This is a genomic window from Bacteroides sp. ET489 (assembly GCF_030518095.1).
Lineage (GTDB): Bacteria > Bacteroidota > Bacteroidia > Bacteroidales > Bacteroidaceae > Bacteroides > Bacteroides ndongoniae.
In genome coordinates this window covers 1-24,402 of sequence record NZ_JAULLJ010000017.1, presented here as the reverse complement: position 1 = coordinate 24,402, position 24,402 = coordinate 1, and the positions used below count along the sequence as shown (strand labels likewise).

At 44.8% G+C, this 24,402-nt stretch carries 19 protein-coding genes, 1 tRNA gene and 2 pseudogenes; 8 read left to right on the top strand and 14 right to left on the bottom strand.

Annotated features, from left to right (window positions below; all coding sequences use genetic code 11):
• Positions 1-6 precede the first annotated feature (6 nt).
• The 5 genes from Q3C19_RS10785 to Q3C19_RS10765 all read left to right on the top strand — a co-directional run bounded on the left by Q3C19_RS10785 (position 7) and on the right by Q3C19_RS10765 (position 5,892).
• The gene (locus tag Q3C19_RS10785) at positions 7-2,460 is read left to right on the top strand and encodes a TIM-barrel domain-containing protein (protein WP_302729236.1); all 2,454 of its coding nucleotides are present in this window, start codon (positions 7-9) and stop codon (positions 2,458-2,460) included.
• Positions 2,461-2,797: 337 nt separating this feature from the next.
• Positions 2,798-3,349 carry a DUF4738 domain-containing protein gene (locus tag Q3C19_RS10780; protein WP_022162573.1) on the top strand — a complete coding sequence of 184 codons (552 nt, stop codon included), beginning with the start codon at positions 2,798-2,800 and terminating at the stop codon, positions 3,347-3,349.
• A gap of 40 nt (positions 3,350-3,389) precedes the next feature.
• Complete coding sequence (locus Q3C19_RS10775; RefSeq protein WP_022162572.1) at positions 3,390-4,067, top strand: response regulator transcription factor; 678 nt, start codon at positions 3,390-3,392, stop codon at positions 4,065-4,067.
• Entirely contained in the window at positions 4,064-5,338 is a 1,275-nt protein-coding gene (locus tag Q3C19_RS10770) for a HAMP domain-containing sensor histidine kinase (RefSeq protein ID WP_302729233.1), read from the top strand. The genes Q3C19_RS10775 and Q3C19_RS10770 overlap by 4 nt, the downstream gene beginning before the upstream one ends.
• 116 nt (positions 5,339-5,454) lie before the next feature.
• Positions 5,455-5,892 carry a PepSY-like domain-containing protein gene (locus Q3C19_RS10765; protein ID WP_022162570.1) on the top strand — a complete coding sequence of 146 codons (438 nt, stop codon included), beginning with the start codon at positions 5,455-5,457 and terminating at the stop codon, positions 5,890-5,892.
• A gap of 379 nt (positions 5,893-6,271) precedes the next feature.
• On the opposite strand, the gene Q3C19_RS10760 is transcribed toward Q3C19_RS10765, so the two are convergent.
• Both Q3C19_RS10760 and Q3C19_RS10755 read right to left on the bottom strand, forming a co-directional pair.
• Positions 6,272-7,483 carry an L-serine ammonia-lyase gene (locus Q3C19_RS10760; RefSeq protein ID WP_071150074.1) on the bottom strand — a complete coding sequence of 404 codons (1,212 nt, stop codon included), beginning with the start codon at positions 7,481-7,483 and terminating at the stop codon, positions 6,272-6,274.
• Between the two features lie 41 nt (positions 7,484-7,524).
• On the bottom strand, positions 7,525-10,056 hold the full coding sequence (locus Q3C19_RS10755) for an endonuclease MutS2 (RefSeq protein ID WP_302729230.1): 2,532 nt from the start codon (positions 10,054-10,056) through the stop codon (positions 7,525-7,527).
• Between the two features lie 128 nt (positions 10,057-10,184).
• On the opposite strand from Q3C19_RS10755, the gene Q3C19_RS10750 reads away from it, so the two are divergent.
• From Q3C19_RS10750 to lnu(AN2), 3 genes are all read left to right on the top strand, one after another.
• Positions 10,185-10,269, top strand: a tRNA-Ser gene (locus Q3C19_RS10750).
• A gap of 327 nt (positions 10,270-10,596) precedes the next feature.
• Complete coding sequence (mef(En2), locus tag Q3C19_RS10745) at positions 10,597-11,802, top strand: macrolide efflux MFS transporter Mef(En2) (RefSeq protein ID WP_005786079.1); 1,206 nt, start codon at positions 10,597-10,599, stop codon at positions 11,800-11,802.
• A gap of 24 nt (positions 11,803-11,826) precedes the next feature.
• Entirely contained in the window at positions 11,827-12,339 is a 513-nt protein-coding gene (gene lnu(AN2) / locus Q3C19_RS10740) for a lincosamide nucleotidyltransferase Lnu(AN2) (RefSeq protein ID WP_009038171.1), read from the top strand.
• Positions 12,340-12,784: 445 nt separating this feature from the next.
• Here the strand turns inward: lnu(AN2) and Q3C19_RS10735 are convergent, their stop codons facing one another.
• From Q3C19_RS10735 to mef(A), 12 genes and pseudogenes are all read right to left on the bottom strand, one after another.
• Positions 12,785-13,138 (bottom strand): nuclear transport factor 2 family protein, encoded by a 354-nt coding sequence (locus Q3C19_RS10735; RefSeq protein ID WP_004308780.1) that lies wholly within the window; start codon positions 13,136-13,138, stop codon positions 12,785-12,787.
• 88 nt (positions 13,139-13,226) lie between these two features.
• On the bottom strand, positions 13,227-14,630 hold the full coding sequence (locus Q3C19_RS10730) for a hypothetical protein (protein WP_004308779.1): 1,404 nt from the start codon (positions 14,628-14,630) through the stop codon (positions 13,227-13,229).
• A 211-nt stretch (positions 14,631-14,841) separates the two neighbouring features.
• Positions 14,842-15,801, bottom strand: coding sequence for a toprim domain-containing protein (locus Q3C19_RS10725; RefSeq protein WP_119204216.1), 960 nt, complete (start codon positions 15,799-15,801; stop codon positions 14,842-14,844).
• Positions 15,802-16,017: 216 nt separating this feature from the next.
• Positions 16,018-17,094 carry an AAA family ATPase gene (locus tag Q3C19_RS10720; protein WP_117666631.1) on the bottom strand — a complete coding sequence of 359 codons (1,077 nt, stop codon included), beginning with the start codon at positions 17,092-17,094 and terminating at the stop codon, positions 16,018-16,020.
• 14 nt (positions 17,095-17,108) lie between these two features.
• Positions 17,109-17,417, bottom strand: coding sequence for a DUF3853 family protein (locus Q3C19_RS10715; protein ID WP_117666603.1), 309 nt, complete (start codon positions 17,415-17,417; stop codon positions 17,109-17,111).
• A 223-nt stretch (positions 17,418-17,640) separates the two neighbouring features.
• A complete protein-coding gene (locus Q3C19_RS10710) occupies positions 17,641-18,660 on the bottom strand; it encodes a hypothetical protein (protein ID WP_302729222.1) in 1,020 nt (339 codons plus the stop codon).
• Between the two features lie 10 nt (positions 18,661-18,670).
• Positions 18,671-19,108: pseudogene (locus Q3C19_RS10705) on the bottom strand (PDDEXK nuclease domain-containing protein); the annotation flags it as partial.
• A gap of 117 nt (positions 19,109-19,225) precedes the next feature.
• The gene (locus tag Q3C19_RS10700; protein ID WP_071150069.1) at positions 19,226-19,723 is read right to left on the bottom strand and encodes an HD domain-containing protein; all 498 of its coding nucleotides are present in this window, start codon (positions 19,721-19,723) and stop codon (positions 19,226-19,228) included.
• A gap of 37 nt (positions 19,724-19,760) precedes the next feature.
• On the bottom strand, positions 19,761-20,501 hold the full coding sequence (locus Q3C19_RS10695) for a class I SAM-dependent methyltransferase (protein ID WP_008766909.1): 741 nt from the start codon (positions 20,499-20,501) through the stop codon (positions 19,761-19,763).
• A pseudogene (locus Q3C19_RS10690) lies at positions 20,482-21,352 on the bottom strand (nucleotidyltransferase domain-containing protein). The gene Q3C19_RS10695 and the pseudogene Q3C19_RS10690 overlap by 20 nt, the downstream one beginning before the upstream one ends.
• 230 nt (positions 21,353-21,582) lie before the next feature.
• Positions 21,583-23,046: an ABC-F type ribosomal protection protein Msr(D) gene (msr(D), locus tag Q3C19_RS10685; RefSeq protein WP_100788661.1), complete on the bottom strand. Its 1,464-nt coding sequence runs from the start codon at positions 23,044-23,046 to the stop codon at positions 21,583-21,585.
• A 120-nt stretch (positions 23,047-23,166) separates the two neighbouring features.
• On the bottom strand, positions 23,167-24,384 hold the full coding sequence (gene mef(A), locus Q3C19_RS10680; RefSeq protein WP_100788660.1) for a macrolide efflux MFS transporter Mef(A): 1,218 nt from the start codon (positions 24,382-24,384) through the stop codon (positions 23,167-23,169).
• Between the last annotated feature and the right edge of the window lie 18 nt (positions 24,385-24,402).

Here is a 24,402-nt window from a genome sequence, read left to right as displayed (position 1 = left end):
AAAAATATGAAGCGAAACATTGCAACAATGGCTTTCTGTCTGTGTGTAGCCTGGAGCTGGGCGCAAACTTATCAGCAGACAGAAAACGGAATCAAGACTTCCATTCCCGGCAAGCAGGTGGATGTGGAAGTACAGTGGTTCAATCCCAACAGCTTGCGGGTGTTGAAGACTCCGCAGGGTAAGACAGTAGAAAAGAAGAGTCTTTCGGTGATTGCTCTTCCAGAGAAGTCGGACGTAAAAGTGTCTACATCGGGCAATGGCGAGATTGTTATGAAGAGTCCCGTGCTGGTGGTGACACTTGATACGAAGACGGGTGTATTGTCGTATGCAAAGGCAGACGGTAGCCTGTTGCTGAAGGAGCAGGAGAACAACAAGGCTTTTACTCCCTTCAACGATGCCGGAAAGTCCACTTACTCCGTGTATCAGGGCTTTACGGTAGATAAAGAAGAAGGCCTCTACGGTCTCGGACAGTTGCAGAACGGTCAGATGATGCAACGCAATATGACCAAAGTACTGGTACAGGGCAATGTGGAAGATGTATCTCCCATTTTCCAGTCGACCAAAGGCTATGGCGTATTTTGGGACAATTATTCAGCTACTACCTATACCGATAACGAAAAGGAAACTTCTTTCCGTTCGGAAGTAGGCGAATGCATTGATTACTATTTCATGTACGGCGGTTCGGCCGACGGTGTTATTGCACAGGTACGTGCGCTGACAGGCGAAGTGCCCATGATGCCGTTGTGGAGCTACGGTTTCATGCAGAGCAAGGAACGCTATAAAAGCCAGGAAGAAACAGTAGGAGTAGTAAAGAAGTACCGCGAACTGGGCATTCCTTTGGACTGTATTATTCAGGACTGGCAATATTGGGGACACAATTATCTGTGGAACGCCATGGACTTCCAGAATCCGACTTTCAGCCGTCCGAAGCAGATGATTGACGATGTACATGCGCTGAATGCACACATGATGATTTCTATCTGGTCTTCTTTCGGACCGGCCACGAAACCTTACCGTGCATTGGATAAGGAAGGCTTGTTGTTCGACATTGAGACATGGCCGCAATCCGGAGTAGAAGGCTGGCCGCCCAATCCAGAATATCCGTCGGGCGTACGTGTATACGATGCTTACAGTCCGAAGGCTCGCGATATTTATTGGGATCATCTGAACAAAGGTATCTTCCAGTTGGGTATGGATGGCTGGTGGATGGATTCTACTGAACCTGACCACTTCAACCATAAGGACAGCGACTTTGACCGTCAGACTTATCTGGGCTCTTACCGCAGTGTGCGCAATGCCTATCCGTTGATGACGGTAGGTGGTGTTTCTGATCACCAACGCGAAGTAACCAAAGACAAACGTGTGATTATCCTGACCCGTTCGGGCTTCTTGGGACAACAGCGTTATGGTTCTAATGTATGGTCGGGCGATGTTCAGTCGTCGTGGGATATGTTCCGCCGTCAGGTGACTGCCGGACTGAACTTCTCGCTGACTGGTATGCCGCACTGGAATTCCGACTTGGGTGGCTTCTTTGCCGGTTCGTACAATGCAAGTTTTGGCGACAACAGTGCTACAAAGAATCCTATGTATCAGGAATTGTATGTCCGTTGGGTACAGTTCGGAGCTTTCTGTCCGATGATGCGTAGCCATGGTGCCGACGTGTCTCGTGAGTTTTACTGGTATGGCAAGGCCGGCGAGCCGGTTTACGATGCGTTGGTCGATGCCGTGAAACTGCGTTATTCGCTGTTGCCCTATCTGTATTCTACAGCATGGGAAGTCAGCCATCGTCAGTCAACTTTCATGCGTGCGCTCTTCATGGACTTCCTGAACGACAAGAAGACATGGAACATCGGCAATGAATATATGTTTGGTAAGTCGCTGCTGGTAGCACCGGTTCTGCATGCCCAGTACACTCCCGAACAGAAGCAGAAACAGCTGAAAGAGAATGAAGGCTGGGGACAAGGAAACAAAGGTAAGGGAACTCCCGTCCTGAATGCCGACTTTACTCAATCCAAGGATATGGAGGTTTACTTGCCTGACGGATGCGGATGGTACGATTACTGGACCAACGACTTCTCGGAAGGTGGCCAGAACCTGAAAATTAAGACGACTCTTGGCCGTATTCCTCTCTTTGTACGTGCCGGAAGCATTGTTCCTATAGGTCCTGATGTGCAATATACTGGCGAGAAGAAATGGGATAATCTGGTAGTACGCGTCTATCCGGGTGCTAATGGTGATTTTGTTCTTTACGAAGACGAAGGCGACAATTACAATTACGAGTCGGGTGCTTATACCGAGATTCCTATGACTTGGAACGATGCCAAACGCACCTTGACCATTGGTGCACGCAAGGGTGCTTACGAAGGAATGTTGGCTGAGCGCAAGTTTACGGTTCGCACTCCAGACGGAAAAGAAAAGGTAGTTGATTATAAGGGTAAGAAGGTGACGGTAAAGTTCTGATGCCTGTTACTTTCTAAAAGTTAGTTGTTTGACAGGAGGAATGTGAACTGGGCAAGCCGGAAGAAAACGTGGTTTGTCTGGTTTGCATTCCTTTTTTATTTGGGATTTTGCTCTGCGCTCACTTTTCATATCTTTAGATAACCGTAGGATACGGTTCGGCATAGCCAAATTTGAAAACTTTGGTTTTCATTTGTCTCTGTGCTCACCTTTCACTATCTTTAGATAAGATAGGATGCGGTTCGGCATAGACAAATTTGAAAACTTTGGTTTTCATTTGTCTCTACACTCACCTTTCACTATCTTTGCGGGGTCAAGCGATATAAATTAAGAAAAGAAAATGAAGAGATTCCTCTATTTGTTTGCATGGGTTGCGATTGGCTTACTGGCCGCTTGTTCGTCTTCCAAGAAAGACAAGGCCGACGATTTACAGGTACTTACCCAAGATAGTCTGGACGCAAAAGGGCCGCAGCGCATGCAAGTGTCCGATATAAAGACTCCGATTGATTATCGGGGGAAGAAGTACGTTTCGGTCGTCAAGCGTCAGCCCGACGAAAGCCTTCCGCTGGTTGTCAACGAGCAGGGCGAGAAGTTTGTAGACAATCGTATCAGGCTGCGCCTTACTTGTGGCGAACGCACGGTGCTCGACAAGGAATTTACCAAAGAGACCTTTGCCTCGCTGGTCGATGCAAAGTTCCTGAAGAACTCCATTCTCGAAGGGCTGGTGTTCGATCAGACTACTTCTCAGGGGTTCATTTATGCAGCCAGTGTCTGCTATCCGCAAACCGATCTTTATATTCCTTTGAGGATTACGGTAACCCCCGACGGGAAGGTGTCGATGGTACAGGAGGAACTGTTGGAGGATTTGTATCAGGATGAAGATGCACAGTAATTCCTAAAAGATTCCAGAATTGTGAATTTCCTTTGTGGCCATGAAAATACTGATTGTTGAAGACGAACAGGACTTGCGCGAAACCATCCGCGCCTCGCTCCTGAAAGAAAAGTTTGTCGTAGAGACTGCTGCCGACTACTACTCGGCACTCGACAAAATCAATGATTACGACTACGACTGCATCCTGCTGGACATTATGCTGCCCGGCGGTAGCGGCCTTGACCTGCTTCGCGAGCTGAAACGCCTGCGTCGCAGCGACAGTGTACTTATTATCTCGGCCAAGGATTCGCTCGACGACAAGGTAGACGGGCTGGAGCTGGGAGCTGACGACTATCTGACCAAACCTTTCCATCTGGCCGAACTGAACGCGCGCATCAAGTCGCTGATACGCCGACGGCAGAACAACGGTGACACCAGTGTGTCGATAGGCAATCTGTTGCTCTATCCCGACAAGCGTCAGGCTACGGTCGAAGGTGTTGCCCTGCAGCTGAACCGGAAAGAATTCGATTTGCTCTACTACTTTGTGGTCAATCCCAACCGTGTCATCAACAAGATGAGCCTGGCCGAATCGGTGTGGGGCGACAATATCGACCAGGCCGACTCGCTGGACTTTATCTATTCGCAGGTGAAGAACCTGCGCAAGAAGCTGAAACAGGCCGGTGCCACGGTGGAACTGAAAGCCGTTTACGGCTTCGGATATAAACTGTCGGAAGTATGAAGCTGCTGCACTATACCTATCGCAAGCTGTCGCTCTGGTTGCTGGGGCTGATGGCTGTGTGGGGTGTGTTGTTCTACTATACCATTATTTATGAGGTGATGGACGAGACCGACGACACGTTGGAGAACTATGCCCAGATTATCATCAACAATGCCCTGTACGACCCTTCCACGCTTCAGACCGAAGGCGACAATCTGATGTCTTTCTACTACTTTCGTCCCATCTCGGTGGAGGAAGGTGAGCACTATCGCGACATGTTCTACGATTCGTTTGTCTATGTGGAAAGCGAGAACGAGGACGAACCTGTGCGCGTCTACCGTACTGCTTTCCGAATGCCCGACGGACAGTTCTATGAACTGGAACTGATGATTTCGACCCTCGAACGCGACGACATGGTCAATGCCATGCTGTGGTATCTGCTGGCGTTGTTTGCCCTCTTCCTGTGCTGCACTACGATTGGTACCCGCCTCATCCTGCAGAAAATATTCAAACCGATGAACCGCCTGATGGAATGGTTGCAACGTCTGCAACCCGGTGGTGAGGTTCCTCCGCTGGAGAACGAGACCGGCATACGCGAGTTCCGCCTGTTGGGCAATGCTGCTTTCGACATGGCTTCGCGCAGTCATAAGGCTTACGAGGAACAGAAACAGTTCATCGAAAATGCGTCGCACGAACTGCAGACGCCGTTGGCCATTGCCCGCGGCAAGCTGGAACTGCTGGCCGAAAGTGAAGGCATGAGCGAAGAACAGCTGAAGGAACTCGACGCGATTTACTCAACACTGGGGCGTGCCGTGAAGTTGAACAAGGCATTGCTGCTACTGTCGCGCATCGAGAACGGCCAGTATGCCGAGACGGAAGACGTGTCGGTAGACGACCTTCTGGACGAGTTGCTTCCCGACCTGATGGACATCTACGAGCATAAGCAGATTGTGTTGGAGCGGGTGAAAGGGGAGAGTCCTTTCATCGTCCGCTGTAATGCCTCGCTGGCACATATTCTGGTGAGCAATCTGGTGAAGAACGCACTGCTGCACAACGTAGACGGTGGTCGGCTGGTGGTCGAAACGACGCCTTCGTCACTTGTAATAAAGAACACTGGTACAGCCCCATTGAATGCCGATACTTTATTCCGCCGCTTTGCTCACAGCGTGGATCGCAAGAAGGAGTCGAACGGATTGGGCCTTGCCATCAGTCAGGCCATTGCTTCGAACAGTTCGCTTCGGCTGACGTATCGTTGGGAAGAAGGCTTGCATGTCTTTTCGTTGGTTAAATAGTGTAAAAGGACAGAAAGTGTTCTGTTTTTCCCAATTCTTTCCTAAATCGTATACTTTCTTTGCAGTATCAAAATTAGTAAAACAAGTATTTAACCCTACATTAAAAAACAAAGCGTATGAAAAAGATTTTTGCATTCTTAGTGATGGCTCTTCTGACAATCCAATTCTCTGTAGCCAGTGACGTGATAACCATGAACCCGAAGGATCTTCCGGCTGCGGCCCAGACTTTCATCAAACAGTATTTCGGCGACAGAAAAGTTTCGTATATTAAAGTGGAAAGCGAGCTGTTTTCGAAGACTTATGAAGTAGTGATGACCGACCGTACCAAGATCGAATTCGACGGTAAGGGCAGTTGGGAAGAAGTAGACTGCAAACGGGGTGTTTTGCCGGAAGCGTTGGTTCCTTCGTATGCCAAGACGTTTATCGGAACACAGTATCCGGGCGTAACCTGCAATAAGATTGAACGCGACCGCGGCGAAGTGGAAGTGGGATTGAGCAACGGACTTTCTCTGAAATTCAACAAGAAAGGTCAGCTGATCGATATTGACGACTGATGGTAATACCGGCCATCGATGTGTGAGGGTGTGTCTCTTAATTTGACACACCCTTTTTGTTATATTGTCTGTCGGCAAGCCTTTGTTTCGCCAAGCTTACGGGTTGCGGTTACTGCATACACGTTGCACTGTCGCTGCATACAGGTTGCACAGTTACTGCACGCAGGTTGCAGCGTTACTGCACACAGGTTGCAGCGTTACTGCATCCTTGTTTGCAGTGCGACTGTACACGGCTTTGCAGTGTCACTGCATCCCCGTTTGCAGTGAAGCTGCAAGCAGGATGCAGTAAGTTGTACACTGGTTGTTGTCGGCGACAAGTCTTATTTCTGGCAGGCGGACTCCCGTTGGGAAGGGGCCGAACTACCTGTCTGTCGTGGGTTTACATCGGACGGTAATCCTTGGCCAGTCCGCCTTCGCTGGTTTCCTTGTAGAGTGAAGGCAGGTCGTTGCCCGTTTGCTTCATTACGTCGACTACCTTGTCGAACGAAACGCGGTGCATACCGTCGGTGAACGACGAGTAGAGATTGGCATCCAACGCACGGGCGGCGGCATAGGCATTGCGCTCGATGCAAGGAATCTGAACCAGTCCGCACACGGGGTCGCACGTCATGCCCAGGTGGTGTTCCAGTCCCATTTCGGCAGCATACTCTATTTGGGCGGGGCTTCCTCCGAACAGTTGGTTGGCGGCTGCCGATGCCATCGAGCAGGCGGTTCCTACTTCGGCCTGGCATCCGGCTTCGGCACCCGAGATGGAGGCATTCTGTTTCACAATGTTGCCGATGAGGCCGGCTGTGGCCAACGCGCGCAGGATGCGGATGTCGCTGAACTCGCGGCTCTTCTGCAAGTGGTAGAGCACAGCGGGTACCACACCGCACGAGCCGCAGGTGGGAGCCGTTACGATGGTGCCTCCGGCAGCGTTCTCTTCGCTTACGGCAAGGGCATAGGCAAATACCAGTCCGCGCGACTGTAGTGATGCCTTATATCCGCTGGCCCGAATGAAGTAGGTTGAGGCTTTGCGGCGCAGGTTCAGCGGACCGGGCAGTACGCCTTCGTTGTCCAGTCCGCGGCGGATGGCATCTTTCATCGTAGTCCATACCTCGGCCAGGTAGTCCCAGATGTCGCTTTCCTCGCATTCTTTTACGTATTCCCAGTAGCTTTTTCCGGTACGTTCGCACCAGTGCAGTATCTCGGTCAGGTGGTTCATTTCGTAGACGTCGGGAGTATTGACCGATGTACTGCCGTCTTTCTCTTCGGCCAGTGCACCTCCGCCTACGCTGAACACCGTCCACGAGTCGGTCTCTTTGCCTTCAGCATCCACCGATACGAACTTCATTCCGTTGGGGTGGAAGGGGAGGAATACTTTCGGTTCCCAGATAATTTCTACCGGTGCGGCCGGTTGCAGAGTTTCGGTGATGGCCACGTTGGTCATGTGTCCTTTTCCCGTTGCGGCCAAGCTGCCGTACAGGGTCACCTTGAACGCAGCGGCTTCGGGATGCCGTTGCAGAAAGATTTCGGCGGCCTTGCGCGGTCCCATGGTGTGACTGCTCGACGGGCCTGTTCCGATGCGATAGAGTTCTTTGATCGATTTCATAAGTATATGTTAGGGTTACGTTTGTTCTATATATATATGTATTACAGGTCTACTACTGTGATGCCGGCTCCGCCAAACTGTACGTGCTCGTCCTGAAAGTGACGGACACCAGGTACGGTTTGCAGGTACTGGCGTATTAGGGTGCGCAGGATGCCTGTGCCCGTGCCGTGCAGGATACGTACGCGCGAGACACCTACCAGTATGGCATCGTCGATGAAATAGGTGACGGCCTGCAAGGCTTCGTCGCCCCTCATGCCGCGCACGTCGATGTCTTGCTTGAAGTGCAGTTTCTTTTCGTACATGCTGTCCTGCGTCTGGCTGCTGATGAAGGTGCTTTTGGTCGACACGTCGGCCTGACGCGGCTGGGCGTTGGTCCGCTCCAGGCGGTCTATGCGTACGGTAGTCTTGATGCTGCCAAAAGCCACAGTGGCATTCTTGCCATTTACTTCCATCACTTCGCCTACGGTGGTCTGACCTTTTATCCTGACGGCTGCTCCCGGTACGATGGCTGCCAGACGTTCGGCTTCCAGACGTGCCTGGCGTGCAGCCTGCTCTTCCGCCGACAAAGTGGCGGCGTTGGATGCGCGGTTCTTCTTTTCCTTTTTCCGGTTCTGCTTTTCCTTCAGCTTTTCCATCTTGCGGGCAATCTTTTCTTCCTGCTCCTTGTTGGCCAGTGCTTCCAGCGACTCCTTGAAGTCGGTCAGTTCCTGCCGCGCCTGACGGGTCTTTTCTTTTTCGGCCTGTGTCTCCTTGATGGTACGTATGGTGTTCTCGATGCGGGCGTTGGCTTCCTGCATCAGTTGTTCGGCTTCTTCCTTGGCTTTGCGCAGAATCTCTTTGCGCGACTTCTGCAACTCTTCCATCTCGGCCTGATAGCGGGCGATGGTTTCTTCCATCTGCTTTTCGCGCTGGCGGATGTTCTGTCGCTTGGTTTCCCAATAACGTTTGTCGCGCACAATGTCTTGCAGGTATTTGTCGCTCTGGATGTACTCGCTGCCCACTATCTCCGAGGCGTCGGCAATGACGTCTTCCGGCAGACCTATCTTTCGGGCTATCTCGACTGCGAACGAACTGCCCGGGTTGCCTATCTGCAACTGGAAGAGGGCCTGCATCAGATGGCGGTCGTACAGCATGGCACCGTTCACCACTCCTTCGTGGTTTTCGGCAAAGTGCTTCAGGTTCTGGTAGTGGGTGGTGATGACGCCGAACGTCTTTTTCAGGTTGAAACGCTTCAGTACGGCTTCGGCGATGGCGCCGCCTATCTGCGGTTCGGTGCCTCCGCCAAACTCGTCAATCAGGATGAGGCTGCGCTCGTTGCAGTTCTTCATCATGATTTTCATGTTGGTCAGGTGCGAAGAATAAGTACTTAAGTCGTCCTCAATGGATTGCTCGTCGCCAATGTCGATGAATATGCTGCCGAAGATGCCGGCATGGCTGCGTTCGTGCATCGGGATAAGTAGTCCGCATTGCAGCATGTATTGCAGCAGGCCCACCGTCTTCAGGCAGACTGACTTTCCGCCCGCGTTGGGGCCGGAGATGATGAGGATGCGCCGTTGCTGGTCCAGTTCGATATCGAGTGGCACCACTTTCTTGCCGTGCTTGGCCAGCGACAGTTGCAGCAGCGGATGCACAGCCATGGTCCAGTCTATGATCTGTTTATTTTCGAGTGCCGGCTTCAGTGCCGCTGTCTGTTCGGCAAACAGGGCTTTGGCACGGATAAAGTCGATCTCGGCCAGGAACTCGTAGGACAGTAGTACGTCGGGTATCGAGGGCCGTAACTGGTTGGAGAACTCCGTCAGTATGCGGATAATTTCGCGCCGTTCTTCGCCTTCCAGTTCACGGATGCGGTTGTTGGCTTCTACTACTTCGGCCGGTTCGATGAATACCGTCTTTCCGCTGGCCGATTCGTCGTGTACTATACCTTTTATCTTTCGTTTCAGAGCAGGTACAACGGGAATTACCAGTCGTCCGTCGCGCATGGTGGGCGTGACATCCTTATCAATGATGCCCTCCGACTGCGCATTGCGCAAGATGCTGTTCAGCGACCGCGAGATGCTTCCCATGGTGCTGGCCAGTTCGCGCCGGATGCGTGCCAATTCGGTAGAAGCATTGTCCTTTATCTTGCCGTAGGGCGACAGAATTCCATTGATTTTCGCTATCAGCTGTGGGAATACGGTAATGTCACCTGCCAGTCTGCTCAGGCAAGGGTAGGGGGAGGCTTCTTCTTCATCCTCGTTCTTCACTTGCAGAAAGCGTACGATGTCCCGGATGGTTTCCAACGAGCGGCGCAGGTCGAACAATTCCTGTTCGTCCAAGTACATGCCTTCTACGCGAATACGTTTCAGTGACGGCCGTACATCGAAAAAATATTGTGCGGGAAAGTTGTCTTCTTCCTGGAGGATGCGGACAAATTCGCTGACCTGGTCCAGTTTTTCCTTTACCTCATTAAAACGGTCGGAAAACTCCATGTCTGTGACTCTCTCTTCTCCCAGCGTGCTTAAACACTTCTCTTTCAGCAGCTGGCGTATCTGGTCGAAACCTATTTTCTGTTCAAAATTCTGTGGGTATATCATTGGCTTAGCCTAATTTGGAGACAAAAATACGATTTATTCATGAAAAAAAGCTCAAAAAGTTTGCAGATTTAAAAAATATCCGTACCTTTGCAGCGCTTTAAGAGAGAAGCAAACAACAAAATAGTATTGGAGAGGTGGCAGAGTGGTCGATTGCGGCGGTCTTGAAAACCGTTGTGCTGCGAGGCACCCGGGGTTCGAATCCCTGTCTCTCCGCAACAAACGCTGAAAATCAGCAAATTGCAAAACAAACACCCAGTTTTACACCCAAGAATGTAAAGTCGGGTGTTTTTGTTTTATTTAAGATAATACAACCACTACATAATAAAAGAGTAGCGATATTAAAAGAATCCGATGAGAAAAGACTAATATTTATCTATCCATTCAGTTTGATTTTTCAGGACTTTACATCGTCCTGAAAGTATTTGTTATTGTATTCCAACGTCAGGAGTGGATTATAATACAAGTTTTTTGTGTGGATAGAATTTCGTTTTGCTTAATGTACGAAAGTACTTATCTATAAACGCATGAAATATTAGCACAATGAATCATTGGAAATCAACTTTGGCCGTGATAGGAATAGGCCAACTCATATCTATTTTAACAAGTACGATTGTTGGCTTCTCCATTATTTTTTGGATTAGCAACGAATTTAAATCCCCGACAGCTTTATCTCTGGCTATTTTAGCTGGATTTTTACCACAATTTGTATTAGGCTTGTTTGCCGGGGTCTATGTTGACAGATGGAATCGAAAGAAAACGATGTTTTATTCGGACTTGTTCATCGCGTTCTGTACCCTATGTCTTTTTATTGTGATAACCAAGGGTTATAAAGACCTTTCTTTTTTTTATCTATTGACTGCTTGTCGTTCAATAGGCAGTACGTTTCATGCACCTGCTTTACAGGCAAGCATCCCTCTACTGGTTCCCAAGCACCATCTTGTCAGGGTATCAGGTTTGTACCATTCCATTCAATCCTTCAGTGAGGTGATAGCTCCCGTTGTAGGGGCAAGCCTCGTTGTTTGGCTTCCCATACAGTATATTCTGCTCATAGATGTGATCGGAGCTGTTGCTGCTTGTCTGACCTTACTTTGTGTCCAGATTCCTTCTCTTCAAAAAACGAAAGTTCTTCCAGATTTCAAAAAAGAACTGACGGAATGTTGGCATACCTTGCGGCGTACAATGGGCATTTTGCCTTTATTCGTATGCTTTACGCTGGTGACTTTTGTCCTTATGCCTGTTTTTACGTTATTTCCTTTTATGACGCTTCTGCATTTCAACGGAAACATTTTGCAAATGGGAGTTGTGGAAATGGGTTGGGGCTCAGGGGCATTGTTGGGCGGTTTAGTACTTGCCTGTAAGGCTTTGAAAAGCAAGCAAACATTAGTGATGCATACGGCTTATGTGATATTGGGATTGTATCTGATTAGCGCCAGTTATTTACCATCAAGCGCATTTATAGGTTTTGTTTGCCTAACATTTACAGGAGGCATAGCCTATTCCATTTACCATGCGCTTTTCATCGCTATTATTCAGCAGAACTTGGCTTCGGACATGCTTGGACGGACTTTTTCTCTCATCTTTAGTTTGAGTACCTTTCCATCAATGCTGGGTATCGTAGCTTCAGGATATTGGGTGGAAGCATGGGGTATCACATCCGTCTTTATGATCAGCGGATGGGTTATCTTTCTGATTGGAGTGGGTGCAAATTTTATTTCTTCAATCAAGCAGTTGGATAATTACGCATAGTATTATTTATTAAAGAATTATTATATGACAAAGAAAGAACACACTACGATTACAGAGTTATTTCAAGTTTTGGACTTGTTGGAAAGCCTGGACATGCAGTTTTGGTTGGATGGAGGCTGGGGAGTGGATGTCTTGTACGGACAGCAAACCCGCTTGCATAGAGATATTGACATTGATTTTGATGCCAATTATACAGACCAACTCCTTGATCTTTTGCAGGAGAGAGGATATCAAATTGAAACAAATTGGTTGCCCACCCGTATGGAACTGTATAGCAAAGAATTAGGCTATATTGATATCCATCCTTTTGTCTTGAATGCGGACGGCACTTCCAAACAAGCCGACTTGGATGGAGGCTGGTATGAATTTCAACCGGACTATTTTGGAACAGCAGTCTTTGAAGGCAGAAGCATCCCTTGCATTTCTGCAAAAGGGCAACAAGTATTCCATTCGGGCTACGATTTAAGAGAGAAGGATATTCACGATTTATCTATAATTAAACAATGTATAACAACAATGAGCCTAACAATTAGATAAGAACAAGAAAATGACAGAAAAACAAATTGTCTGGTATATCTTACTTACAGAAGTAAAGATAGACAGTGACACCCAGTCTGTCACATCCCTGAGTGTAGCTCCATTGGCAGTCTTGCCGGAATTCCAGCGTAAGGGAATTGGGGGGGATGTTGATTCAGTAAGCCCATCAGAGGGCAGCACTTTTGGGTTACGGCACAGCAGTCGTATTGGGGCATAAAGAGTATTATCCTCGATTTGGCTATCGCAAGGCTATCGATTTAGGAATTGAATTTCCTTTCGAAGTCTCTCATGAATATTGCATGGTGGCTGAATTAATACCTGGAGCTACTGAGAATGTGAAAGGTATGGTTTGTTATCCAACTGACTTTAAATAGTTTAACAAGTAAAATTCATTATATAACTCGGACTGGGTATTTCAATTTCCCAGTCCGTATTCTGATAGTACTTATTCAATTGGAAGATTGTGTTGCTTCAAGAATGAAAGTTTATCCCAATACCCTCTTTGAAAGACGATTTTGTTATCTTTTACATGAAAAAATCCGCATCCACGAAGTCCAAGAGAGTCTTTCCATTCCATGATAGCCCATTCGCCATCTTCAAAAATATTTTCCACCATACAAACCATTTTAGCAGTGGCAAATTCATTCACAAACATTTTGTAGATTGATTCTTTACCTATTATTGGTTCGTTTGCGACTTGATGATTTACTGCATTAGTAGCATACAGCTCTGCTATATGATAAGCATCTGCTTTGTTAAAGCAATCTATCCATTTTTCCAAAACTTCTTTAGGCTTCATTTTTTATAAATTCTTAGGATTTTGATTCTGTAATAAAAACAATCTGTTTGGATGCATAGATACTTGATTTTATTAATAATAGGCTATTCTATATTCTAAATCCTCTGGATTTTTGCTCTCTCTGCACCGAGTTACGTAGATTCTGCTGTAACTTTTCCCATTGTTCCTTAAACCATTGTACTATGGGTTGTCGGTTTATGGTCAGCATAAGCTTACCACTATCCATCGGATGTTTCTCAACCCTAAAAATATCATTCTTGATGTCAAATTTCCACCTGTGTTCTTCGGAATAAATTTTGCCACTACATTGTATGGATTCTTTCTTTGTCAAGAGGTTTTCTATCATGTCTTTGGTAAACCCGATAACAGCGCATAATTTTTCCATTCTCAACATCTCTTTGAACATGGGAAACCATTTGTGGGCTTTTTCAAGCAAGGTGCTCAATCGTGATATTTCCTTGTCTTTGGCTTCAAGTTCTTGATTATGTATTCTTTGAAGATTACGAATTTGTCTGCTATGCTGTTCCTGTATTTGTTGTATCTGAATTTTTAATTCATCAGTAGCTTTGTCCCGTTTGGTAATTTCCTGATGTAGCTGCTCGATGTGATGTTCCAGTTCTTTCAGCTTACCGCTTCCGAAAAGAGAACCTACACCGCTTGCTATGGCGGTAGCAGCATTGGTGGCTGTTTTCTTTAGTTTGTCCGTGCGTATCTCTGCTTTTACCTGTTTGAGTTCCTGTTCGGCAAGGCTTACTTGTTGTTCCTTGTGTCGCTTGGTTTCCTCTATACGTTGCAGTTCGGCTTTCTGCTTCTCAATGATGAAATCATTTCGTTCCAGATGCTCTTTACCTGTGACAGCTTTTGCCTGTCCACGTTCCATCAGGAGAATATCGGAAGCAAGGGTCTGCATGGTTGCCATATCCTCGTCATTGAGCTTTCGGCTCTTTCCAGTTTCATGGTTCATCCAGTCGAATACGACATGAGCATGATAATTTGGTTTGAACCATCTGTTACCGACTTGGAAGCTCTCCTTGTCTTCTGCTTCCGGCTGACCGTTCAGCCAATGCCCTTCGTCTTTATGCAGGAAAATCTGTAGCGGAGTGATGCCCCAGCGTCTTTGGCACTCTTCACCGAATTTGCGTACATCAGCCAGTGTGGTGTCCGGTCTGATAAGCAATACTCCTTCACGGATGGGTGAGCATCCCGCCACCTTGATAATCTTTCCATTCTTTCCCTTGCGTTCCCTTTCCTTTTCCTGCATGGCACGTCCGGTCTTTTCCTTGACCATTTGCTTGATATTGTCATAATGAGTTCGCAGTTCGGGAGTGCCGAAGTCGGGATTTATCCACTGTTCGTTATCGGTGGAAAGTTCGGGAACGACATAGATTCTGGACTCCCCGATATTACGCATATACTCGGCAGTCCTTCGGTTGTGTGCCTCGCTCGATGCGATGTTGCAAGGCTTGATATGTATGCTTGATTTTGTTGCCATAGCTTCTTTCCTTTGTTTACAATTGATTTACTTTGCTCGCTTTCGCAGAGGGGTTCTTAGGGGTAACCCATAAGCGGAGATTGCAAAGAGAGGGTCACTCTTTGCTCGGGGTTCTCAGGGGTGAAACGCCCTGAGTGGGTCATTAGGGCAAAGCCCTAATCCCCTCGGGAGAGCCCACAACTACGAAAGCGAAGCGTGTAGTTATAGTGGGCTATAACCGGAAGCCTTTCGGTTTCTTGGATAGCGTATCATTCCTCTTTTTGACAGATTGCGCTTGCTCTTTCCTATCGGCTATTCGTTTCTGTAAATATTCGTTCAGATCTTTACATCCACTGTAGATTTGCGAGGCGTCACGCATATACCGGGTAGCATCATACTCCTTTCGGATTTGCTGTATTGCTTCCATTCCTGCACGGTCATTGTCAAAGAAACAGTGGATGCGCTCATAGCTTCCCAACGGATAGAGTGCCTTGGGAACATTGGCTACGGAATTAAGAACTATGTAATCCTGTCTGTCGAAGTCGGGTGATTGCGGACAGCTTTCCAGTCTTAAGGTCAGAAAGGAAAGGTAATCCATAAATCCCTCAAAAACGTAACATGCACTCCTTGGCTTTCCTGACTGTCTGATATGGGATATTTCTTTGGGTGCGATACATCCCTTGAAATATCGGTTGCGGATTTCATATCCACCCGATATGTTCGGAAAAGCAATGGCGAAATAACGTTTGCCGTTGTGGGTGAAACGGGCTTCTTTACATTCTCTTTTCGCCAGCGCCGTGTTTATCCCTCTTTCCTGTAGATAGGCAAGCAGTGCAGGAGAAGTCAACTGTACAATGTCCAACTCCTGAAAACTCGGTTCGGAAAATGACTGCTTGCCAAAAGAGAAAGACACGGGATGTATGTGTGGTGTCTGTTCCTCGATTTTCTGTAGAAGATAAGGTACATAGTCGGAACAGTAAAGTTCCTGTGCCAGTGCAATGATATTTCCACCTTTACCAATTGCAAAATCATACCATTGGTTGCGCTCGATATTCACTTTGAACGAGGGCTCTGTCTCTTCCCGTAACGGGGATTTATACCACAGGTTGATACCTTGCTGCTTGACGGGAGAATGTCCCAAACTGTACAGAAAATCCGCTATCCTGATTTGTTTTGCTGTTTGTATATCCATAATAAGATGAGTGTTTGAATAATGGTTGGAATATTTATTTCTCTTTTCGCCCGTACCTTTTTATGAAGTACGGTCTGTATAATCACTTCACTTTATTTTCGTATATATAGGATACGGTAATAAAGTGAAGCGGTTTTACATTCTCTGCAACCGCTTCGCTTTATCCTTAATATATAGACCTGCCGAATAAAGTGAAGTGATTACAAGTTAGACGGTCTAATAGTGAAAGTCCGGCTTGAACGTGTATTTCCTGCCGTTCTCCTGTACTATCATCCGTTTGTTCCGGAGCATGGTGATAAGTGATACCGCCTTTTGATGGTTCAGTTTTACACCTACCGACATATATGCCTTGACTAAGGCGGTTTCCAGATCCTTGTAGCCGTATTCCTCTTTTAGCCCGAAAGCCGCTTCCAGTGCTATGCGGTGCTGTTGTTCGGTAATATGCCTGTAAGGGTCGAACTTTTCCTCTTCCGGTCTTCCCGGTTTCTTCGCTTCGGGTCTGTACCCCTCTATGAGTTCAGGCAATGCATTGTCGTTGATACGGAAAGCGAAAGGCTCGAAATCCATTGCACGGATGTGCATGGCTGAAACATTGCTTATATCCCCGTTGCTCTTGTCCTTTTCCACCAGCAGAACGGTTTCCGCCTTGTTGTTCAGCTCCGTACCGATATGCCCTCTTGCGTTTTCATCGCCTTTGTTCTGGTGGAGTATCGTATGGATGTGTATCTGCCTGTCATCCGTCCACTGCATCAGTTTGGATATAATGCGTGTCGATTCTCCCGGACTGTTGATGTCATATACCATATCACGGATGCCGTCTATGATTACAAGCCCTATGTCCGGTGTATTATAGATAGCCTGTTCGACAATCCTGATGCGCTGCTCGGGCGTGTATTTCCTCAAAGCGAGAAACTCCAGATGTTCATTGTCCCTGTCATCAGGAAGACCGGCCAGCCGTAAAATACGTTTCATGACTTTCAGACAGTGATAATGGCTTTGTTCTGTGTCCACATAAAGAATCTTCCTTTTGTCTTCCGGAAGTTCTGCCACATACCGCAGTACCGTACCGTTTTTCAATGCGGCGGCTACGATAGCCGATACATTGAAAGTCTTTTTACTCTTGGCTTTGCCGATGGATGCACTGAAATTGCCCAGTGTACCAATGACCGAACCTTGCACTTTTAGAATCTCAGGTGCTTTCTCGTAGATTTTCGACAGGCTCAGGCGTGAAGCTTGCCAAAGGATTATTGCCTGTTCTGCCGAAATCTCCTTTATTTCTTTCATATAGTCCATAAGCATACCTCCCATTATTTCCGTCCTCCTGTTTTCTTCCCGGCAAGCTCAAGAGCCAATTCCGCATCTACGATAATCTTGCGCCCTATCTGGATAATCGCCTTGTCTATCTTACCGCTTTTCTTTATGCGGTTGGCAGTGGGCAGACTGCACCCGAACAGTTTGGCTATACCGAGTATTCCGTACACATACTTCTTTTCCGTGTCTGTAACGGGTTGCGGCAATGCTTCGGCCTGACCTGAAGCGTGCTTACTCAGGAATATGAATTCTTCGCCTGTCATTTGCCAGACGGGTTTTGATAATAATTCTTGGATATTTGTCATCGTCCAATCTATTTAGTCGTTAAACAATCAACCCTGCGCACTGGCTGTTATTTCTGTTCTCGAACGATGCAAAATTAGGTAGGGTTATGAGTGGTAAGGATGGGGACGGTACAAACTGAATATCATTGTATCTTATTGAATATCAGAAAATAAAAATACCACTCAAAAATTATTTTGAGTGGTAAAAGTGGAACTTTCGTAAAGTATCAGGATATATCACGGATTATCTGAATATATGTTCCATTTCCTTGGCGAAATTTTGGTTGCTGTCACTGGGGAAATCTGAAACAGGCTCCTTGTATTTGGATTTGTAGTAGCTGTCGTCAATATCCAGCAGTTTCAGCATTCTGTCTTTCCATTTGTCCCTGTCCTGTTTGGAGAGTTTCTCGCTCATCAGGAATATCAGATAGCATACACGTATTTTCTCTCTCGGTTTTATTTTCAGCTTACAGTTGCAGGGGTGAAGATTCATATTGGCATAGAAATCCGGTGCGGAAATTTCTTCGAACTGTTCTCCTTCGCACACCTCATGAATGAGCGAAAGTAATTTCATGCTGAAATATTCCTGTTGTTCTTCTGTCGTTTCCTGCTGACTGATTGGCTCGCTTGATTTATTCTCTTGCTTTCCGTCAGGAATGTATTTCTTCAATATATCCAGAAAAAGGCAGCTTTGACGGTATATGTCCGCACAACATTTCTTCATGTATTGGAATGCCTCTGTTCTTGCAGCCTTTTGCTGATCATAGAGTTTGTTCAGTTTGGCTTTTTCCCTGTCATATTCAGCCTTGCAGCGTTCATATTCTTTCTCTGCCTGTTTTTCCTCTTCGGCTGTATGCTCCCTGTAACCAATGGAATCATACCTGTTGTTGGCTTCATTCAGCGGCTTGCTCAGACTTCTTGTAACATCCAGCTGGGCTTCAATTTCCAGAGAATACCTTTCCATGTGCTGATAGCAAGCACGTTCTATGGCTCTGTCACTTAACGGGCGTATCTCATAAGCCTGTATGCTCTTTTCTATTTCAGTTTTCAGGCTGTTGAGTATCAAGGTGTATTGCTCTTTTTGCTTGTCAAGCACCAGTTCAAGGATAGCGGCTTCAAAGGATTTCATGTCATTATACTCCTGATAGAAATCCGATATGAATTTCTGCCTGTCAAAAGAAAAAGCGTAATTATCTATATAGTCTCTGTATATTCTGTTGAGTTCTCCATATTGGGGAATCATCGTCTGTATCTTTCCTGCCATATACTTTATATTATGGGTTCTTGTCCTTGTCAAGGAATAAGGTCAGTTCTTCTTCCACTTCTTCTATACTCGGTAGGGCAGATTTCAGATTTTCGGGTACTGCCTTGCTCAATTGATAGTCGCTGATACCTATCGGCTGGTCATATCCAGCCAAGGCATATTGTGCCACGACCTCATCCTTACCCCTGCACAGCAAAAGACCGATGGTCTTGTTATCATTTTCTCCCCTCAGTTTATCATCCACCACATTGATGTAGAAGTTCAGTTGCCCTGCATACTCCGGTTTGAATGGGGTAGCCTTTAATTCTACCACGATATATGCGTGCAGTGGAATAGAATATAGTATCAGGTCTGCATAGAAATCGCTGTTTCCGACTTGGAAATGTTTCTGTCGTGCAACGAAAGCAAAGCCATTGCCCATTTCCAGCAAGTAACGGGTAACGTGCTTATAATTATACCATATCCGGAACCCGCATGGTAGTGCGGATAAAATCAGAGGTTCCCTAGGGTTAAACTTAACTACTATTTTTCTTTGCGATATAAAATACATAACTGTAATAATCTACTACCAATCTAAAATAAAGCGATTATAAGCTATCCTTTTTCCTGTGTTTGTTTTAAAGTTTTCACCTATACACTTTTTTATCTTTTCCTGTTCTTTTTCTTTATCCATAACCGTTAAATTTTCAAGCAAATCAGCTTCCCATTGTATTTGAAAATCAAGTCCATCAATTTTAGATGGAGTATGATGGTTGCCTATTATAAAGCATATTCTATCAATATTTTTGTTATAGCCTACCTTTTTTAATATTTCTTTCGCTACTGCTGGTCCTTCCTTTTCTTGATAGACACCATCAATAGAACCGTATTTTTTTTGTGCTTCAACCGCACCAATATCATGTAGTATAGCAATAATACTGATGAATTCTTTTTCTTCCTCTCCGATATTTTCTCCTTTCATTATATCTTCTGCATTTTTCAAAACTTTGAGAGTATGCTCTATGCCAAAAGGAATTTCTTTGAATACTTCTTTCATCTCTATAATAATTTTTTCTTTAAACATAAATTACCTCCATTTATACCTTATAGGTGTTTTAGTTCTATCTATCCACTTTTTTGTTCGCCGATACAATCAGCATCATGGGACGGCGCATTTCATCCTGCATCCCCGGAATATCCATCATGTTTTCCGGCGGCTGCGGCTCCACAATATGATTTATTATAAAACCATTTGAAAGCAGTGTATTTAGATATGTGGTCAGTGTTCTATGATATTTTGTAACCTTTTCTCCCAAAAACACAGCTGTCCGTTTGCCCTCATAATAATAATTATCCACCGGAAAATGCAGTATTTCTCCTTTTTCGTTATAATGCCAGTCTTGTGTTCCATAGGCAGTAAAAACAGGATGTTCAACCGTAAAAACTAGCTTACCACCAGACTTCAGTATTCTATATATCTTTTTTACTAAAATCTCATAATCTGCTACATAGTGAAACGCAAGTGAACTTAATATTACATCAAAACTCTCCTCTGGGAATTCCACATCTTCTATAGCACAGCATTTATATTCAACCTGTGGAAAATGTGTTTTTTCTTTGGCTACCTCGAGCATTTTATGAGAAATATCAACACCTACAACAGAAGAAGCACCGTGTTCCATCGCATAAATACAGTGCCATCCATAGCCGCATCCTAAATCAAGCACACGCTTATCTTTAAAATCCGGCAGCAGCTTTCTCAATGTTTCCCATTCTCCTGCACCGGCTAGTCCCTGCTGTGAGCGACTCATTTGACTGTATTTTTGAAAAAATATATTATCATCATATTTGTTTTCTTTCATCTGAATTCCCCCTCGTTTAAAAAGTTATTTATCTCCGTTGCAATTTTTTTCACTTCTTTATAAAGCTTCTCGGTCATATCGTAGCATTCAAAAAGTGAAAGACCGAGTACTTCAAAAATATGATTAACCCTTTCGGCATATTTTTCAGGTTTATATTCAAAAGTTTCAAGCAGTTTTATAGCTTTCTTTTCGTTAATGCAATAAGCATTATTGCATGCAAATAGTACTTGATTTAAGCATGAAATAATACGAAAAACATGGCCTGCAATATAATATTTATCCTCTGCTCCCGCATTTGCTTTTACAAACATTAAAGAGAACTCTGCTTCAAATATAAAAAAGTTTATCAAGCTCTTCTTTAGAGCACCAGGGTAAATTTCTGCCTGATTTTTTAATTCGCATAAGCTTTCATTCTTAGCATATTGTATCTTGCTGATCGCCAATTCTCCACGATACATAGCACTTATATAACCATGGGGATGCCCAGTCTGATAATTGGCAGTAACAATTCCTTGCTCCGTATCTTTGATTATTTGTTCCACCCGTTTTATATCACGTAAAATCAAGTCAACATGATACCCGTTTATAACTAACCATCCGCCGCCATTAACCCAATCACCCCACGCTCCGGGAGGTACAACAAGGTCGTTTCTATTCTCATCATCCAATTCTGTAGCAATTTGATTAATCGCTGTCAGGTCAAATGATTCTGAATTGTAATAGATTCCGATATCTATATCAGAATCCTCTGTATGGGTGCCTCTTGCACGGGAACTCCCTAATACGATGCCTTCTATATAAGGCAAAGAGGATAATTTTTCTGTCACTGATTGAATAATATTATCTATCATACTGAATCACTCCTTTCAATATCAAAAGCTATATCCCATGCTGAGAAACGCCTTTTTTGCCATGTGTTCCTTATGCTTTACGTATATTTCTATGGAAAGAGGGCCTTCAAAATTCATCTTGAAGGCCTTATTTTTTCTGATTAGAGGTCTAACCTACTTAACGTTTAGTTAAAATCAATAACCTCTTTCACGGCCTACTTACGATCTGTCAAATACGAAAAGTAAAATAATTATCGGACTAAGTTTAATTTCTTATCTTTAATTTCATAAATTACATCAGCCACATTTTCAAGTAACCGTTTGTCATGGGTGATAAACATGATCGTTCCTGCATATTCCTTCATTAGTATTTCCAAGGCCTCCAGGCTTGGTATGTCAAGGAAGTTACTGGGTTCATCCATTAGTAGGATGTTATATCTACCCATAAGCATTTTAGCTAGCAATAATTTCATAATTTCGCCACCGCTTAAAATAGATAAGCTTTTTCCAATATCGTTCTGCTTAAACCCCGTGGATGCAAGCACGGAACGAATTTCTGAAACATTGTAATCACAATCCTCCTTCATAAACTCCATAACATTCTGATTACTGTTGTACTTGTAACCATTTTGTGCAAAGTAACCTATTTTTGCCTTAGGTGAAATAGAAATTCCTTCTTCATGGTTTAAGATCATTCGGATTAAAGTTGTTTTTCCGGTTCCATTACCACCAGTTAACGCCACTTTTGCTCCTAGAGGAATTTGAAAAGATGCATTTTCAAACAGTGCCTTATCCCCAAATATTTTATTAATTTCCGTACCGACTATAGGGTATGGATTATGGAGCTCCAATGCTTTACTTTGCCTGAAACGAATTCTGCGAATGTCTTCCGGAGCTTCTACATTTCCTAAGGCTGCAATCCTGTGCTCTAGGGATTTAGCGGCATTATGCATCTTTTTTTCCTTACTTCCTATTGATTTTTGATGAGCTAAACGCCCTCCGCCTTCAGTACTTTTTTTCTTTGAAGCACCTTTCGCCTTCTGTTCTATTTTACGAGCCTGTTTTCGCTTTTCCTCCGCAGCCCTTTCCAATCGGGCACGTTCCGCAATAAATTGTTCGTATTCTGCAGCTTGACTCTTGCGTTCTTCCTCTTTCTGGCGAAGATAATCAGAATAGTTTCCCCAATACTCAGTGATTTTGCAATCTTTCAGCTCCCATATTTTATCTACTACCTCATCAAGAAAATATCGGTCATGGCTAATAACTAACAGTGCACCTGTAAAATATTTTAGCTGTCCAATTAGAAAATCAATTCCTTCACGGTCTAAATGGCTCGTAGGTTCATCCGCTAAAATACCATGAACCTGTGCCGATAAGGCCTGTGCTATTTTAAGCCTTGTTTCTTCACCACCGCTCATGGTCTGTATATCTAATTGCTCAACACCGAGCTTGCCTACAAGTGCAAAATCTTTTTCCACCTGCAAAGTTACCTCGTCCAACTGGGGAATATAGGCAAGTTCACCCAGACGATTCATTTTACATCCTGGGGGAGTTAATTCTCCTAAAAGTACCCTGAGTAAAGTGCTTTTTCCAGCACCATTTGCTCCTACTAAACCAATACGGTCATAATCATATATTTCTAATTCTTCTATATCTAAAACATCGCGTCCTTTGAATTCCACACGAATGTCTTTAGCTTTTAATATCAATTCCATAAAATTTTCCTCCTGTCTATAATCGCATGTTTTCATTTGCTTGTACGCAGGGAAAACCCTGCGATTTTAGCAGGAAGAATTACATGAAAATAAGATACATAAATATCCCTCCAATATTGTTTATTTTAAATCTAATTTCCTAATCTCAGTTATCATCGGGCAAACTATTGCAATGCAAATAATTAAAATACCTGATAGTAAAAACCAATGATTTACACCGATTCTATCAGCAAAGAATCCAGAAAGAATTAACCCAATTGGCATAGCAAGAGACATGATACTTCCAGTTAAAGAAAATACACGTCCTAAATATTCAGGCTTAATTTTCTCCTGAAAAAGAGCTGTTTGCACACCGCTGTAAAACGGAACCGAAAGCCCCATTATTGCACAGCAGACTACAAATATGAAAAATCCACTTTGGGGAAGTAATCCTGAAATGGTTAAGCTTATCCCCATCATAAAAATGGATGCCGTTATTAATAAGATTCGCTTTTGGTAATTCCCAAATAACCCTAATAATAGACCCCCTATCAACATACCAGAGGCATAAGCAATCTCCGTAATAGAAATATGCATCGGTGTACCATTAAAATATTCCATAGTGATTAAAGGATATAATGCATTTATGGGCATATAAATAAACATATATAATGTTCCAACGAGTAATAAAGCAAATAATCCTTTATTTTGCCGTAGTACAGCCATTCCTTCTTTCATTTCTCTTATGAAATTTGGTTTCAAACTTTGCACTTGATCACCCAGCTTAGGAATACGTACAATTGCTACCGTAATAGATGCAATCACAGCACCCAACACATCGATGGCAATAATAGCATTTAAATCCCAAACGGAGTACAGGAGTGCTGCAACTGCTGGACTAACAATATAGCTTATAGACTGCAAAGACTGACTATAGCCTGCGCATTTCGTCAGCTGTTCTTCTGGTACTAAAAGTGGCGTAACCGCATTGAGAGCCGGGGTGTGAAAAGCTGTTCCAATGCTACGGATGAACAATACTATCATAACTATCCAGACAGGTAGCTCCATATACAATGCAATAATAGCAAGCACTGCCCCAGCTGCTGCGATAATTAAATCAGCACCAATCATTATCTTCTTCCTATCATGACGATCCACTAGCACACCAATCGCAGGTCCAAAGACCGCATAGGGTAAAAAACCTACTAGTGAAGCCATAGACAAGACCATCGCAGATCCTGTTTTCTCTGTAAGGTAAAAAATGATCGCCATTTGCAGGATGGCACTAGTGATTAATGATACTGCCTGCCCTGCCCATATTGTATAAAACTTAAGTTTCCAATTGTTGTATTTTTCCATTGATATTATCTCCTGCAT

What these genes read in the sequence shown, in the direction of transcription:
- Q3C19_RS10715 (WP_117666603.1), bottom strand. Translation starts at nt 17,417, where the DNA reads ATGACAAATATCCAAGAATTATTATCAAAACCCGTCTGGCAAATGACA.
- Q3C19_RS10760 (WP_071150074.1), bottom strand. Translation starts at nt 7,483, where the DNA reads ATGAAATCGATCAAAGAACTCTATCGCATCGGAACAGGCCCGTCGAGC.
- Q3C19_RS10770 (WP_302729233.1), top strand. Translation starts at nt 4,064, where the DNA reads ATGAAGCTGCTGCACTATACCTATCGCAAGCTGTCGCTCTGGTTGCTG.
- Q3C19_RS10765 (WP_022162570.1), top strand. Translation starts at nt 5,455, where the DNA reads ATGAAAAAGATTTTTGCATTCTTAGTGATGGCTCTTCTGACAATCCAA.
- Q3C19_RS10695 (WP_008766909.1), bottom strand. Translation starts at nt 20,501, where the DNA reads ATGAAAGAAAACAAATATGATGATAATATATTTTTTCAAAAATACAGT.
- Q3C19_RS10720 (WP_117666631.1), bottom strand. Translation starts at nt 17,094, where the DNA reads ATGGACTATATGAAAGAAATAAAGGAGATTTCGGCAGAACAGGCAATA.
- Q3C19_RS10735 (WP_004308780.1), bottom strand. Translation starts at nt 13,138, where the DNA reads ATGAAGCCTAAAGAAGTTTTGGAAAAATGGATAGATTGCTTTAACAAA.
- Q3C19_RS10775 (WP_022162572.1), top strand. Translation starts at nt 3,390, where the DNA reads ATGAAAATACTGATTGTTGAAGACGAACAGGACTTGCGCGAAACCATC.
- Q3C19_RS10730 (WP_004308779.1), bottom strand. Translation starts at nt 14,630, where the DNA reads ATGGCAACAAAATCAAGCATACATATCAAGCCTTGCAACATCGCATCG.
- Q3C19_RS10785 (WP_302729236.1), top strand. Translation starts at nt 7, where the DNA reads ATGAAGCGAAACATTGCAACAATGGCTTTCTGTCTGTGTGTAGCCTGG.
- Q3C19_RS10700 (WP_071150069.1), bottom strand. Translation starts at nt 19,723, where the DNA reads ATGTTTAAAGAAAAAATTATTATAGAGATGAAAGAAGTATTCAAAGAA.
- Q3C19_RS10710 (WP_302729222.1), bottom strand. Translation starts at nt 18,660, where the DNA reads ATGGCAGGAAAGATACAGACGATGATTCCCCAATATGGAGAACTCAAC.
- Q3C19_RS10780 (WP_022162573.1), top strand. Translation starts at nt 2,798, where the DNA reads ATGAAGAGATTCCTCTATTTGTTTGCATGGGTTGCGATTGGCTTACTG.
- Q3C19_RS10755 (WP_302729230.1), bottom strand. Translation starts at nt 10,056, where the DNA reads ATGATATACCCACAGAATTTTGAACAGAAAATAGGTTTCGACCAGATA.
- Q3C19_RS10725 (WP_119204216.1), bottom strand. Translation starts at nt 15,801, where the DNA reads ATGGATATACAAACAGCAAAACAAATCAGGATAGCGGATTTTCTGTAC.